Below are 14976 nucleotides of genomic sequence, written 5' to 3'. Positions count from 1 at the left end.
AATGCGCGCCTGGCGACACCCCGACATCCCCGTCCTCCCCGGAAACTCCGAAGCACCGCACCTGTACGACACGGCGACGGAAGCACTCGTGCTCGCGGAACCGGTCGACGTCGCCCGGCTCTACGTCTGCGGGATCACGCCGTATGACGCGACGCATATCGGCCACGCGAACACCTACCTCGCCTTCGACACCCTCCAGCGGGTGTGGCTCGATGCCGGCTACCGCGTGCACTACGCACAGAACGTGACGGATGTCGACGACCCGCTCCTGGAGCGGGCGACGGCCACCGGCGTCGACTGGCGCGACCTCGCTGCGTCCCAGGTCGACCTGTTCCGCACGGACATGGAAGCCCTCGGCATCATCCCTCCGGACAACTACGTCGCCGTGACCGAGGTCATCGAAGAGGTCGCCGACGCGGTCGCCCAGCTCTGGGACGACGGCCTCGCATACGCCGTTGCCGTCGATGCCGCCGAGCTCTCGGACACCGCAGGTCCGGCGGAGGCTGCGGGCTCCGACATCTACTTCGATATCGCCGCCGCAGAGCGGGTGGCGCCCTGGCAGCTCGGCGACGAGAGCAACCTCGACCGCGAGCAGATGCTGACCCTGTTCGCCCAGCGTGGCGGCGACCCCGACCGCGAAGGAAAGCGCGACGCCCTCGACCCGCTGCTCTGGCGTGCCGCCCGGGTGGGCGAACCGGCCTGGGACTCGCGCGTCGGCGCCGGCCGTCCCGGCTGGCACATCGAATGTTCCGTGATCGCCCTCACCGAACTCGGCACGGACTTCACCGTTCAGGGCGGCGGCTCGGACCTGATCTTCCCGCACCACGACATGAGCGCCGGCCATGCGGCCGCCCTCTCGGGGCATCCGCTCGCCGGCGTGTACAGCCACACCGGCATGGTCGCATACCAGGGCGAGAAGATGAGCAAGTCGCTCGGCAACCTCGTGCTCGTTTCGGCGCTACGCGCCGGGGGCACCGACCCCCGGGCCATCCGCCTGGCCCTGCTCGCGCAGCACTATCGCAGCGACTGGGAATGGACCACCGACTCGCTCTCCGCCGCCGAGGCGCGCCTCGAGGCCTGGACGAACGCCTTCGGTCGTGCCACCGGAGACACGACCGCCGCCGATGGCACGGTGGACGAAGACCTGGTCGACGACGTCAACACGGATGCCGTCGCGAACGCGGACGAGGTCATCGTCGCGCTGCGCGCAGCGCTCGTCAACGACCTCGACACCCCGGCCGCGCTGCGGATCCTGGACGCCGCCGCAGAAGCGGGTACGGCTGCGCCGGAACTGGTAGCCCTGGCCATCGACGCCCTGCTGGGCATCACCCTCTAGGTCGGCCGAGGGCTACGGCTGACGCGGCACGTCAGGACCCGGACGCCCGTCCGCGCGCCCGGACTGGCCGTCGCGGCCGTCGCCGCGCTTACGGAGGTACTTCTCAAACTCCTGGGCGATCGCCTCGCCGCTCGCCTCCGGCGAGTCGACCGTGTCCCTGGCCTGCTCGAGCTGGTTGATGTACGCCGCCATCTCCTCGTCGTCTGCCGCGAGGGTGTCGATGCCGGTCTGCCATTCCTCGGCCTCGGTGACGAGGTCGCCGCGCGGGATGACCACGTCGATGATTTCCTCGAGCTTGTCGATCAGGGCGAGCATCGCCTTCGGCGACGGCGCGTTGTGCACGTAGTGGGGGACGGACGCCCAGATCGAGAGGGTCGGGATGCCGACGAGCTCTGCCGCGTGAGAGAGCACGCTCAGGATACCGACGGGACCCTCGTAGCTGCTGCGCTCGATCTGCAGCTCGCTGCGCACCTCGGGGTTCTCGCTCGAGACAAAAATGGAGATGGGGCGCGTGTGCGGAACGTCCGCGAGCATGGCGCCGAGGAAGACGATTCCGCCGATGTCCGCAGCGAGGGCCGCGTCGAGCACCTCTGCGGTGAATCCCTTCCAGCTGCGGCTCGGCTCTGTGCCGAGCAGGAGGTAGATGTTGCCCGCATTGCTGCCGCTCACGCGCAGCTGTGCGTCGTCGGCGAGGGGCTCCCCGACGACGCCAGGCTCTGCAGGACCGAACAGGGTCGCGCCGGGCCATTCGAGCTGGCGGTGACCCTCGTCATCCGTGGAGATCGTCGGCCGGTTGAACTGGTAGTCGAAGTAGACCTCGGGGTCCACCTCGAAGAGGGAGGACACGTCGAGGAGGTCCCTGAGGATGCCAACGGCACCGGTCGCGGCCTCACCCGCGTCGTTCCAGCCTGCAAACGCCACCACGAGGAGGCGTCCGCCCAGGAATCCATTGCCATCTGTCACTGCGTGAAACCTCGATCTGCCGGGGCGCCCGGAAAAGCACCGTCAGTCAAGGATAAGCGGTGCCCCTTACACTTGGACCCTGTGAACCCGTTCCGTCCTCTTTCGCCCCTGCCCGCGGCCGTGCTGTGGGATATGGACGGCACGATCGTCGACTCGGAACCGTACTGGATGCGTGCCGAAACCGAGCTCGTCGAGAGCTTCGGCGGTGTCTGGACGCACAGTGATTGCATGCTTCTGGTCGGAAGCGGCCTGCTGGGCTCCGCGGCCATCCTGCAGGATCGCGGTGTCCGCCTCGACGCCGAAGTGATCGTCGACCGTCTGACCACGCGGGTCCAGGGCCTCCTCAGTGAGTTCGGTGCGCCCTGGCGCCCCGGCGCCCTCGAGCTGATGACGGAGGTCAAGGCCGCGGGCATCCCGATGGCCCTCGTGACCATGTCGGAACACCGGATGGCGCAGCAGGTGTCCGACCAGGTCGGATTCGCCGCATTCGATGCGATCGTCGCCGGTGACATGGTCCTCCAGAGCAAACCGCACCCTGAGGCCTATCTCTCGGCCGCCCGGTTGCTGGGTGTCACCCCCGCCGACTGTGTTGCCGTCGAGGACTCCCTGCCCGGCATTGCGGCGGCCGTCGCCTCCGGCGCCGTTGTCATCGCGGTCCCGCACATGGTCGAGATCGAGGCGAGCGCCCGGTACGAACTGTGGCCGACCCTGCACGGACGCACGCTGGCCGGCGTCCACACTGTCTTTGCCGAGCGGCGCGCTGCCGTCGCCGAGGTACCCGCGCGGCCCGGTTCCGGCTCGCATCCGACCGAGGACGACATCCACGCATGAGCGACACCGACAACATGAGCGAAACCGGCACCATGAGCGCCGGCAACGGCATCACCCCGAACGGCGAATACACCCAGGTCATCCAGAGCAGCGGGCCCTTCCGGGTCGGCGATCGCGTGCAGCTCACCGGCCCCAAGAACAAGCTCAACACCATCACGCTCGAGCCGGGCAAGGTCTTCCACACCCACAGGGGAATCCTCGCGCACGACGACATCATCGGCCTGCCCGATGCATCCGTCGTCGTGAACAACGTCGGGGTCGAGCACCTCGCGCTGCGCCCGCTGCTCAACGACTTCGTGATGTCGATGCCGCGGGGAGCCGCGATCATCTACCCCAAGGATGCGGCCCAGATCCTCGCCCAGGCGGACATCTTCCCCGGTGCGACGGTCGTCGAGGCCGGGGTGGGCTCTGGTGCGCTGTCGCTGTGGCTGCTCCGCGCGATCGGGCCGGCCGGGCACCTCGCCTCCTTCGAACGCCGGGCGGAGTTCGCCGATGTCGCGAGGGACAACGTAGCGACCTTCCTCGGCGCCGACCCGACGAACTGGACGATCACCCTCGGGGACCTTGCAGACGCACTGCCGTCCGCGGTCCCCGACCAGACCGCCGACCGGGTCGTGCTCGACATGCTCGCCCCCTGGGAATGCCTCGAGGCCGTCTCCGCCGCGCTCAAGCCCGGCGGCGTCCTGCTCTGCTACGTCGCGACCGTGACCCAGCTCTCCCGCGTCGCCGAGGCCATCCGCGGAACCGGGTTCTACACGAACCCGGATTCGAACGAGACCATGGTGCGCGGCTGGCACGTCGAGGGCCTCGCGGTCCGCCCGGACCACCGGATGATCGGCCACACCGGATTCCTGATCACGGCACGGCGCCTCGCACCCGACACGATCCTGCCCGAACTCAAGCGCCGGCCGTCCAAGACCGACTTCTCCGACGCTGATGTCGAGGCCTGGACCCCTGGTGCACTCGGCGAACGCAGTGTGAGCGGAAAAGTCATGCGCAAGCGGGTCCGGATCGCGGAGGCCGGCGCAGCCACCTCCAAGGCCAGAGGCCTCGACGGGCGGGGCCCGGCCGTCGTCGCAGCGCCCCTCGACCTGCCCCGAACGACCGAGACCACGGCCGACGCCGCGACCGACACCGCAGCCGACGCCGGTTAGGATAGGCTCCGGCCGTGTTCGGCCTCCCGACTGTGGGCGCCAGAGGGCGCCGCACGCTGAACGTCCCACACTGAAATGAGATCCTGTGCGTAGAGCTTCTGCCCTCATTGCGACTGCCGGCCTGCTGCTTGCCGCCCTCACCGGGTGCAGCAGCAGTGCGGATGCCGCGTCGAGCTGCGTCGCACCGATCAGCGATGGCGCCGCCTCGAAGCTCGTCACGGTCAGCGACAACCTCGGCGCCGTTCCGAAGGTCGACTTCCCGACCCCGCTCATGACGGGGACGACCCAGGGCAGGGTCATCGTCCCCGGCTCCGGTGACAGGCTCGTCACCGGCCAGCAGGCGAAGATCGAACTGAACGTCTACAACGGGACGACGGGCTCACCGATCCAGGTCAGCAAGTACGACAGCACGAGCGCGAACGTGCTCACCCTCAACGACCAGACCATCAAGGGCATCACCGACGGGCTCGCCTGCGCGCAGGCCGGCTCGCGCATCGCCGTCGTCGTCTCCCCGGACGACGCGTTCGGACCCCAGGGCGGCAACTCCACCCTCGGGATCGCCGCAACGGACTCCCTGGTCTTCGTGATCGACGTTGTGAAGACCTACCTGCTCCGGGCGAACGGTGCCGACCAGACTCCGATCAACGGCCTTCCCGCCGTCGTGCTCGACGCCAACGGCACCCCCGGGATCACGATCCCGGGCGGCACGCCGCCGGCCGACCTTCAGGTCGCCGTCCTGAAGAAGGGCACCGGCGACACCGTCAAGGAGGGCGACACGGTCACCGTGCACTACACCGGCGTCCTCTGGGCGGAGAAGAAGGTCTTCGACTCCAGCTGGACGAAGGGCGCGCCGGCACAGCTCCTCGCCGTCGACGGCTCGAAGACCCAGGGCGGCGTCGTCCCCGGCTTCGCGACCGCGATCATCGGACAGACCGTGGGCTCGCAGATCCTCACCGTTGTCCCGCCCGCGAAGGGCTACGGAGACGCAGCGCAGGGAACCATCCCGGCCGGCTCCACCCTCGTCTTCGTCATCGACATCCTCGGCATCGGCTAGCCCCACCGCTCCACTGCCGCACGCGTCACCCTCCGTTCACGAGAGCGAGGGTGCCGCGTGCTTTCGGGCGACCGGCCCGTGCTTTCGCCGGTGAGCCGGGTCTTCATGGATGCCCCACGAATCTCTGGTCAGGACCACGCGGCCGCCTGGGGCCGCGTGGGGTCGCCTGAGTGGAACCACGGGCAGGAGAATCAACCGTCTTCAGGTGTGAAACTCAAGATGAGAAGCCTAAAATTATGTGAGTAAGTCTCGTATTCGTGTTCGATTCGGGGTAGAATCGGGGTATGGCAGGAGCTTCCGATCCCCAGTCACACACCCCGCAGACACCCGGTTCCGGGGTCGCGGGTGACCAGCCCATCGCAGGCGTCGAGTCGGCCCATTCGGTCGCGGTTGCCGAGGGGTTCGAGGGCGCTGATGGGTTGGCCGGTTCGGTTCCGTCGGTGCCGTCGGTGCATGCGGATGCTGTCGCCCGGCTCGCCGAGGCGCAGGCGGTTCTCGCCGATGCCCTGGCGGCGATCCCGGTGGGGCTGCTCAGCGATACAGAAGCGGTGACGGCGCTGAGTACCGTGGAGGCGATCGGTCGGACGGTGGATGCGGCCCGGGTGAGCACGGCGACGGATGTGGACCGGAGGGCCCGGGTGCTCGGCCGGGAGGGTCTGGCGTGGAAAATGGGCTGCACGGGCCCGTGGGATGTACTCACCCGGGTGACGCGGGTGTCGGCCCGGGAAGTGAAGCGGCGCACGAAGCTCGGCGACGCGGTGTTGCCGCGGCCGTGCGGCGGGAGCAGCTGGTTGCCGCCCTTGTTCCCGACCGTTGGGGCCGCCCTGGCAGCGGGGGAGATCGGGGTGGAGACGGCGGAGTTGATCGTGGCGGGGTTGCAGGTGATCAGTCACCGGGTGGCGCCGGATGACCTGTTGACGGCGGAGCGGGCCTTGGTTGCCTCGGCGGCGGGCCTGATCACCCGGGAGACGGAGGATTTGGCCGGGGCCGGTGTGCCGGTGACGACGGACTTGATCCGGGGCATGGTCGCGCAGTGGCAGGCGGCCCTGGACCCCGACGGGGTCCTCCCGACCGAGGACCTGTTCGAGGCGAAGTCGAACATCGGCTTCGGCCAACTCAAGAACGGGCTCTACCCCGTCAAGGGCGGGGTGACACCGGAACTCTACGGGGTGATGAACACCCTCTTCGACACCTTCCTCAGCTTCCACGCCCGCCCGGCGTTCCCCACCGCCGAGGAACAGGCGCTCATGGACTCCGGGCAGATGATCCCCGGCGCCGAATCAGCGGGTACCGACGCGGGCACGGGCCCGGATCTGGACGTGATCGAGGCAGAGCTCCGGGAGCGCCGGGCGGATACCCGCACGGGCGGGGAGAAACGCGCCGACATCCTCCGGGCGTTGTTCGAACACGCCGCCCGCGACACGGACACCCCGTCGATGGGCGGGTCGGCGCCGACGGTGATGGTGCACGTGAACGCCGCCGACCTCGCCTCCGGGGTCGGGGTCGGGTGGATCGACGGGGTCGAAGCCCCCGTGTCTTTGAAGACGGTGCATCAGCGCATCTGCGACGGCGGCTTCCAAGGCGTGTTGTTCGGGGCGAACAACGAAGTCCTCAAGCTCGGGCCGGAACGACGGTACTTCAACCGGGCCCAGCGCCGGGCGATCACCGCCCGGGACGGCGGCTGCATCATCCCCGGCTGCAAAGCCCCGGCGCACTGGGCCGAAGTACACCACGTGAAGCCCTGGGCCCAGGACGGCCCGACGACCGTCGACAACGGGGTCTTACTCTGCTGGTTCCATCACCACAGCATCGACACCTCCGGGTGGGAGATCCGCATGGTGAAGGGCTCACCACAAGTCCGGGCCCCCGGACTCATCGACCCGCAACGGCTCTGGCGGCCACCGAACAGGCACCGCGCCCACCAAGTCCTCACCGGACCACCCAACCGCCCATGACCAGTGACCCGGGCAACGAGTCGCCTCCGCTTCTCGTTCCGCGACACGGGCGGTGTGCCGGCGCTCGGTTAGACTCACGGGGTGTCGACGACCCCCGAACCGATCAACCGCGTCACGGTTGAAGAACGCCTGTTCAGCCTCGTGCTGGCCCTGATAGCGACCGAGATCGGCCTCACGAAGGCCGACATCCTCTCGACCGTTCAGGGCTACCGGCAGCGCTACGTGCACAGCGGCGACAATGCGAGCCTGGAACGGCAGTTCGAGCGGGACAAGGACGACATCCGCGAACTCGGAATCCCGCTCGAGACCGTCGAACAGCCCGACGATCCCGGCAATAACCGGTACCTGCGCTACCGGATCCCCAAGGGGCTCTACGAACTTCCGACCGACGTGTCCTTCTCCGGTGACGAACTGATGCTGCTCAAGCTCGCCGCGACCGTGTGGCGCGAGGGATCGCTCTCGGCGGAGTCCCGGCGCGCCCTGACCAAGCTCAACGCGCTCGGCGGAGCGGACGGCGACCCCGTGCTCGGGTACGCCCCGACCCTCCGGGTCCGCGACGCGTCCTTCGAACCGCTCAGCAAGGCCATGGACCGCGCGCACGTGGTCTCCTTCCTCTACCTCAAGCCCGGCGAGGCGGCGCCCCGGCGCCGTCAGGTGGCGCCGCGCGCCGTCGTCCAGCACGAAAGCCGTTGGCACCTGTTCGGTACCGACCTCGACGCCGGGGCGACCCGCACGTTCCTGCTGTCCCGCATCGTCGGACCGGTCGTGGTCGTCCCCGACCTGGTCGCACCCGAATCCGGGCCGGACGCCGGCCAGACCGCCCTCGCCGAACTCGATGCGCTCTCCGCGGCCAACGTCGCTGAGATCGAGGTCCTCCCGGGCAGCGATGCCGCGGTGCGTCTCGGCAAACGGGCGGCGGATGCCTCCGGCGGCGCCCAGCCGATCGCGGCACTCGTCCTGCACTACACGGACCTCAACATCCTCGCGGACGAGCTTTCCGGGTTCGGTCCCGAGGTCCTCGTGCTCTCCCCGCCGGCCCTCCGGGACGCCGTGCTCGACCGGCTGGTGCGCGTCCGCGACGCCCATGAGCCGCTCGAGGTGCGTTCATGACCCCCCGCGTGCCCCTCGGCGCCCCCGACAAGCTCACGTTCCTGCTCTCGCTCGTTCCCTATCTCATCGACCACGACGGCATCAGCGTCACGGACGTCGCCGCTCACTTCGGCGTCGCGCCAGAGCGGGTGCGCGACGCGGTCACCCTCATCGCCGTTTCCGGGGTGCCCGGAGACACGAGCCAGTACCTGCCAGGGGATCTCTTCGACATCGAGTGGGGCCAGTTCGAGGCCGACGACACGATCGTGCTGACCCACCTCGTGGCGATCGAGGACTCGCCACGGTTCTCCGCCCGCGAGGCCGCCGCGCTCATCGCAGGGCTGCAATACCTCTCCTCGCTTCCCGAGAACGCCGACCGGGATGCGATCGCATCCTTGATGGCCAAGCTCAGCCGGAGCGCCACCGCCGCGCCGAGCCAGCTCGCCGTATCCGCTCGTACCTCGGGAGACGCCATCTCCCTCATCCAGTCCGCACTGCGCTCCGGCGTCCAGGTCAGGTTCGACTACCTGAACGCCCGCGGCGGGCAGGAAGAACGCTACGTCGACCCGCTCCGCGTCGAATCCGTCGACCGGGACTGGTACCTGCGCGGCTGGTGCCACCTGCGCGGAGCCGTCCGGACGTTCCGGCTCGACCGGATGAGCGCCCTCACCGTCACCGATCGCCCCGTGACGAGCCGCACCGAGGAACTCGTGCTGCCGGAGACCCTGTTCCAGGGCTCCGAATCCGACCTGGACGTCGTCGTGGAGCTCGCTGCCGGTGCGCTGCCGCTCCTGGGCGACTACCTCTCCGGCCGCCCGGTCCAGCACCTCGCGGGTGACCGGGTCAGGGCGACCCTGCGTGTCTCGCACTACCACGCACTCAAACGCCTCGTCGCGGGTCTCTCCGGGGTCGTGACCGTCGTCGAGCCCGCCGCCGCTCGCGAGATCGTGCGCGCGTGGGCGGATGCCGGCGCGGCACGGTATTCGGAGCCTGCGGCACCCAGTGCACCGGCAGGGCCGGGGGAGTAGCCGATGCCGTGGTGGAGTTGGCTCCTGATCTGGACCGGCCTGGTGCTCGTCCTCCTCGGCATGCTGGCCTGGTTCGCCGTCATGCTCTTCCGGAAGCTGATGGCGCTCGCGGATGCAGTCGGCGCGCTCGGTGACCTCGTCGGGGAACTCGACACGGACCCGGCCGAGGAGACACGGCCGCCGCGGCGTCCTGCGATCTTCGCGGACGTGAACGAACTCGCCCTGACCGTCGACCTGCACCGCACCGCGCGTGAACGCTCCAGGCAGGAACGGCGCGATCGTCGGATCGCCAGAGGTAAGCTGTTGCAACACGGCCCGATCGTTAGACCAGACCCACCGATGAAGAGGACACGCCCTCATGCTTAACAACCTGACCGGATGGCACTTCCTGATCATCCTTGTCATCGTTCTGCTGCTCTTCGGTGCGCCCAAGCTTCCCGCACTCGCGCGCAGCCTCGGCCAGTCGATGAAGATCTTCAAGAGTGAGATCCGCAGCGATGAGCCCGCTGAGACGAAGAGCGCACCGGGGACGGACTCCGCCCCGGGAGCCGACGCGCCCGATCCGACGACAAAGCCGTAACCTCCGTGCCTGGGCGCACTCCTCGGCGCACGAACTCCGACGGGAAGATGTCCCTCGGACAGCATCTGCTCGAGCTGCGGAAACGCCTCTTCCTCGCGGCAGCCGGAATACTCGTCGGCGCCGTGATCGGCTATTTCCTGTCCGATTTCGTGTGGAACGCCCTCAGGGAGCCGATTTACACGATCGCGTCGGCACAGGGGCGCAGCGCGCAGCTGAACTACCCGGACATCACGAGCGCCTTCGACCTCAAGCTCAAGATCTCCGTCTACGTCGGAATCGTCATCTCGAGCCCGATGTGGCTGTACCAGGTCTTCGCGTTCCTGATGCCCGGACTGACCCGAACCGAGAAGCGTTACACCTTCGGCTTCTTCTTCACCGCGGTGCCGCTGTTCCTGGCGGGCTGTGCCGCCGGCTTCTACGTCCTGCCGCACGTCGTTGAACTCATGACGGGCTTCGCACCGTCACAGGACGCCGCGCTCATCACCGCTCAGAGCTATTTCGATTTCGTGCTAAAACTCGTCGTCGCGATCGGGATCGCATTTGTGCTGCCCGTCTTCATCGTGCTGCTGAACTTCGCCGGGGTGATCAGTGCGCAGTCGATCATCAAGTCCTGGCGGGTCGCCATCCTCGTGATCATCCTTTTCACCGCGATCGCGACCCCCGCCGCTGACGTCGTGTCGATGTTCCTCCTCGCCATCCCCATGGTGGTGCTGTACTTCGCCGCGTACGGGGTGGCCGTGCTGCACGACCGGCGTGCCGCCCGGCGCGCCCTCGCATTCGAACAGGAGCTGGCGCTCTAGGCGTCGACCATGACCTCTCTCCAGACCCCGGCCGAGCCGACGCCGGCCGAGCGCTTCGCAGCGGCCCGAGACCGGGCGAGCCGCCCCAGGCTCTCAGCTTTCCGAGCCGGCCTCCGGTTCGACCTCGACCCGTTCCAGATCGCCGCCTGCGCCTCCCTCGAGGACGGCAACAGCGTCCTCGTGGCGGCACCGACCGGAGCGGGCAAGACCCTGATCGCGGAGTTCGCGATCTACCTGGCGATGAAGCAGTCGACCAAAAAGGTCTTCTACACCGCCCCGATGAAGGCGCTCAGCAACCAGAAGTTCCAGGAGCTCGTCGCCGAGTACGGGGCGGACGAAGTCGGCCTCCTCACCGGAGACACCAACGTGAACCCGCAGGCCCGGATCGTCGTCATGACGACCGAGGTGCTGCGCAACATGCTCTACGCGGACTCCGACCTGCTCACCAACCTCGCCTTCGTGGTGCTCGACGAAGTGCACTTCCTCGCCGACCGGTTCCGCGGCGCCGTCTGGGAAGAGGTCATCATCCACCTGCCCCAGAACGTGCGGATGGTGTCGCTGAGTGCGACCGTGTCCAACGCGGAGGAGTTCGGCGACTGGCTGCAGGCCGTCCGCGGCGAGACCGACGTCATCGTCTCCGAGGAACGGCCCGTGCCGCTCGAGCAGCACGTGCTCGTCAAGAGCAAGATGCTCGACCTGTTCGACGCTGCGGGTGCCGCGGGAACCCACCGGGTGAACCCGGAACTGGTCCGCCTCGCCCAGGGCGCGGGCCGCGGGGTCTCCGTCCGCCAGGATGGCAGGCACGGGGGCAACCGCGGCCGCGCGCAGCCCCCGCGTTCGACCTTCGAACCGGGCAGGATGGACCGAGCCGAGATCGTCCGGCTCCTCGGCGGCAAGCATCTGCTCCCCGCCATCTTCTTCATCTTCAGCAGGGTCGGCTGCGACCAGGCGGTCAACCAGGTCCTGCGGGCAGGCGTCCGCCTGACCGATGCCGCGGAACGGGCCGAGATCCGTGCGATCGTCGACGAACGCTGCCGCACCCTGCTCGACGAGGACCTCGGCGTGCTCGGCTACTTCGAATGGCTCGACGGTCTCGAACGCGGCGTCGCCGCCCACCATGCCGGCATGCTCCCCGCCTTCAAGGAGGTCGTCGAGGAACTCTTCCAGAAGAAGCTCGTCAAAGCGGTCTTCGCGACGGAGACCCTCGCCCTCGGGATCAACATGCCCGCGCGAACCGTCGTCCTCGACAAGCTCGAGAAGTTCAACGGCGAGGCCCGGGTCCCGATCACGCCGGGGGAGTACACCCAGCTCACCGGCCGCGCCGGCCGCCGCGGCATCGACGTCGAAGGCCACTCGGTCATCCAGTGGGCCTCAGGACTCGACCCGCAGACCGTCGCATCGCTCGCCTCCCGGCGCACGTACCCGCTCAATTCGAGCTTCAAGCCGACCTACAACATGGCCGTGAACCTGATCGACCAGTTCGGCCGTGACCGCACCCGCACGGTCCTGGAATCCTCATTCGCCCAGTTCCAGGCCGACAGGGCTGTCGTCGACATGGCGAGGGCCGTCCGCCAGCAGGAGGAATCCCTCACGGGCTTCGCCGCCTCGATGGTCTGCCACCTCGGAGACTTCACCGAGTACTCGGCGATCCGCCGCCGGCTCACCGAGGTCGAACGCGAGACGCTCACGGGGGAGACCGGCGCCCGCGCGGCGAAGGAACGCCGCCAGCGCGAGCTCGCGAGCCTCCGGAAGCGGCTGCGCGCGCATCCGTGCCACAACTGCCCCGAGCGCGAGTCGCACGCCCGCTGGGCGCAGCGGTGGTGGAAACTGCGTCGCGAAACGGATGCCCTCACCAAGCAGATCACGACCCGCACGGGAGCCGTCGCCCGCGTCTTCGACCGCGTCACCGAGGTCCTCCTCGGTTACGGCTACCTGCTCGAAGACCGGGACGGTGCGGTGACCCTGAGCGAGAGCGGCCTCATCCTCCGGCGGATCTATGCCGACAGGGACCTGCTCGTCGCCGAGTCCCTGCGCCGCGGCTTGTGGAACGACCTCGACCCGGCCGGACTCGCGGCGATGGCCTGCGCCCTCGTGTTCGAACCGAGACGCGAAGAGGGACTGATCGACGAGCGCTACCTGCCGCGGGGCCCGTTCCGCGCAGCCCTGCACGACACCCAGGAGCTCTGGAGCCGCCTCGACGACCTCGAACGGGACCACCAGCTGCCTGGCAGTAACCCGCTCGCGGTCGGGCTCAGCCTTGCCATGTGGAAATGGGCCCGTGACGGCTCGCTCATCGACGTCCTCGACGAGGCCGAAATGGCCGCGGGGGACTTCGTGCGCTGGACCAAGCAGACCATCGACCTCCTTGATCAGCTGTCCGTCGTCGCCGATGCCCCGGTCGGCGCGACAGCCCGGATCGCGCTCGATGCCATTCGACGCGGCATCGTCGCATACTCGTCGTTCGCCTAGGCCGTGCAGATGAGTGTCGTGCAGGCGGGTGTCGTGCCGGTGAGTGTCGTGCCGGTGAGTGTCGCCCCGGTGAAGCGTGTCGACGTACAGGTGAACCGCGTCGGGAGGTCCGCGGACCGCGGGGACTTCCGCCTGCCGCTCCCGGCCGCCCTGGTGCTGGCAGCGGGCGCGGGCGCCATCCTCGACGGCGGGTTCCCCGACCGCTCCTGGTGGATCCTCGCTCCGGTCGGCGTACTGCTGATGTTCCTCGCCCTGCTCGGCCGCCGGCCGGGACCGGCGCTTCTGGTCGGCATGGTCGCCGGACTGTCCTTCTGGCTGATCCACATCAGCTGGATCACCCTCTACCTCGGCCCGGTGCCCTGGCTCGCCCTCGGCGGACTCGAGGCGATCTTCTTCGGCGTCGGGCTGTGGCTCATCGCCGTGGTCCTCAACCGCGGACCGCTGGCCTGGCCGACCCGATGGGGACGCCTGGGCATGGTTCCGCTGGTCGTGGCCGGCCTCTGGACGGCGCGTGAGGCGATTTCCGCGGTCTGGCCGTACGGCGGCTTCGCCTGGGGCCGCGTGGCGATCTCGCAGTCGGAGAGTCCGTTTGCCGGCCTCGTCGCCTGGGTCGGGATGTCCGGGCTCACCTTCCTGATCGTCTGGCTGAGTGCCCTCGCGCTGCAGCTGCTGCGTGAGGTGGGCTGGGGCGTGCTGGCCAGGTGGACCGTGCTCACGGCATCCGTCGCCCTGCTCCTCCTCGTGCCGGCGGTGTCCATCGCCCAGTCGGGGGAGGCCAGGATCGCCGCCGTCCAGGGCGCTTCCGATGCCGGGCTCTTTGCGCGGTATTCGCCGGGGCAGATCCTCGCCGACCACACCTCAGCCACCCTCCCGCTCGTCGGGCAGCCGGTCGACTTCGTCGTGTGGCCGGAGAACGGCAGTGACATCGACCCGACCCGGTCGCAGGACGCCGCCGACGTCCTCGACTACGTCAGCCGCGCGATGGTGGCCCCGCTCATCACGGGAACGATCACGTACCGGGACGGCAAGTACTACAACACGAGCCTGCTCTGGAAGGCGGGGGAGGGCGTCACAGCGCTCTACGACAAGGTCCACCCGGTACCGTTCGCAGAATACATGCCTGATCGGGCATTTTGGCGCCCCTTTGCCCCGGAGTTGATCGACCTGATCTCGCGGGACTACCAGCTCGGCACCCAGCCGAACGTCTTCGACGTCAACGGGATCCTGGCCGGCATCGCGATCTGCTTCGACATCGCAGACGACCAGCTGGTTCACCAGATGATCGACTCCGGGGCCACGGTCATCCTGGCGCAGACCAACAACGCCGACTTCGGGCACACGGACGAGAGCGTCCAGCAGCTCGCGATCGCCCGTCTGCGCGCAATCGAGGCCGGGCGGACCGTCGTCAATATTTCGACGGTCGGGTCGAGCGCCATCATCGCGCCCGACGGCCACACGATGGACAGCCTGCCGACGTGGGTGCCAGGGGCCATGGTGCAGACCGTTCCGCTCAGCACGACGCTGACCCCCGCGATGGTTGCCGGTCGGGGCATCGAGTGGCTTGTCTCCGGGCTCGGACTCGCGGGGCTCGTCTTCTGCCTGTTCTTCGCGCCGTCCGCCCGGAGCGATGCGCGCCGGCGTGCAGAGGTGGCATCGATCCGGCCGGTTAACGCAGAACGCACCCGACGGAATCGGGTGCGTGCGTAGTGTCTGCTCG

General features: G+C 68.6%; 13 protein-coding genes. 12 read left to right on the top strand and 1 reads right to left on the bottom strand.

Features of this window, described 5'->3' with window-relative positions; genetic code table 11:
- The first annotated feature begins 1 nt into the window (after nt 1).
- Complete coding sequence (gene mshC, locus RHM57_RS07495; protein WP_322189686.1) at nt 2-1336, top strand: cysteine--1-D-myo-inosityl 2-amino-2-deoxy-alpha-D-glucopyranoside ligase; 1335 nt, start codon at nt 2-4, stop codon at nt 1334-1336.
- Nucleotides 1337-1348: 12 nt separating this feature from the next.
- On the opposite strand, the gene RHM57_RS07490 is transcribed toward mshC, so the two are convergent.
- On the bottom strand, nt 1349-2299 hold the full coding sequence (locus RHM57_RS07490) for a PAC2 family protein (RefSeq protein ID WP_134446569.1): 951 nt from the start codon (nt 2297-2299) through the stop codon (nt 1349-1351).
- Between the two features lie 81 nt (nt 2300-2380).
- Between RHM57_RS07490 and RHM57_RS07485 the strand changes: the two genes are divergently transcribed.
- The 11 genes from RHM57_RS07485 to lnt all read left to right on the top strand — a co-directional run bounded on the left by RHM57_RS07485 (nt 2381) and on the right by lnt (nt 14966).
- Nucleotides 2381-3130 (top strand): HAD family hydrolase, encoded by a 750-nt coding sequence (locus RHM57_RS07485; protein WP_255454103.1) that lies wholly within the window; start codon nt 2381-2383, stop codon nt 3128-3130.
- Nucleotides 3131-3162: 32 nt separating this feature from the next.
- Complete coding sequence (locus RHM57_RS07480; RefSeq protein WP_322189835.1) at nt 3163-4284, top strand: tRNA (adenine-N1)-methyltransferase; 1122 nt, start codon at nt 3163-3165, stop codon at nt 4282-4284.
- Nucleotides 4285-4369: 85 nt separating this feature from the next.
- On the top strand, nt 4370-5338 hold the full coding sequence (locus RHM57_RS07475; RefSeq protein WP_134561108.1) for an FKBP-type peptidyl-prolyl cis-trans isomerase: 969 nt from the start codon (nt 4370-4372) through the stop codon (nt 5336-5338).
- Nucleotides 5339-5622: 284 nt separating this feature from the next.
- On the top strand, nt 5623-7293 hold the full coding sequence (locus RHM57_RS07470) for an HNH endonuclease signature motif containing protein (RefSeq protein ID WP_322189685.1): 1671 nt from the start codon (nt 5623-5625) through the stop codon (nt 7291-7293).
- Between the two features lie 81 nt (nt 7294-7374).
- Nucleotides 7375-8403, top strand: coding sequence for a helix-turn-helix transcriptional regulator (locus tag RHM57_RS07465; protein WP_322189684.1), 1029 nt, complete (start codon nt 7375-7377; stop codon nt 8401-8403).
- A complete protein-coding gene (locus RHM57_RS07460; RefSeq protein ID WP_322135831.1) occupies nt 8400-9410 on the top strand; it encodes a WYL domain-containing protein in 1011 nt (336 codons plus the stop codon). The genes RHM57_RS07465 and RHM57_RS07460 overlap by 4 nt, the downstream gene beginning before the upstream one ends.
- Before the next feature lie 3 nt (nt 9411-9413).
- On the top strand, nt 9414-9776 hold the full coding sequence (locus RHM57_RS07455; RefSeq protein ID WP_134446565.1) for a hypothetical protein: 363 nt from the start codon (nt 9414-9416) through the stop codon (nt 9774-9776).
- Nucleotides 9769-9990: a twin-arginine translocase TatA/TatE family subunit gene (gene tatA / locus RHM57_RS07450; RefSeq protein ID WP_134446564.1), complete on the top strand. Its 222-nt coding sequence runs from the start codon at nt 9769-9771 to the stop codon at nt 9988-9990. The genes RHM57_RS07455 and tatA overlap by 8 nt, the downstream gene beginning before the upstream one ends.
- 47 nt (nt 9991-10037) lie before the next feature.
- On the top strand, nt 10038-10790 hold the full coding sequence (tatC, locus tag RHM57_RS07445; RefSeq protein ID WP_134446563.1) for a twin-arginine translocase subunit TatC: 753 nt from the start codon (nt 10038-10040) through the stop codon (nt 10788-10790).
- Nucleotides 10791-10799: 9 nt separating this feature from the next.
- Nucleotides 10800-13259 (top strand): DEAD/DEAH box helicase, encoded by a 2460-nt coding sequence (locus RHM57_RS07440; RefSeq protein ID WP_134446562.1) that lies wholly within the window; start codon nt 10800-10802, stop codon nt 13257-13259.
- Between the two features lie 9 nt (nt 13260-13268).
- On the top strand, nt 13269-14966 hold the full coding sequence (gene lnt, locus RHM57_RS07435; protein ID WP_322189683.1) for an apolipoprotein N-acyltransferase: 1698 nt from the start codon (nt 13269-13271) through the stop codon (nt 14964-14966).
- Nucleotides 14967-14976 lie beyond the last annotated feature (10 nt).

The sequence above is a fragment of the Cryobacterium sp. 10S3 genome (assembly GCF_034344045.1).
Classification (GTDB): Bacteria; Actinomycetota; Actinomycetes; order Actinomycetales; family Microbacteriaceae; genus Cryobacterium; species Cryobacterium glucosi.
The sequence above is the reverse complement of the archived record's forward strand: the minus strand, read 5'-3'. Positions and strand labels throughout refer to the sequence as shown.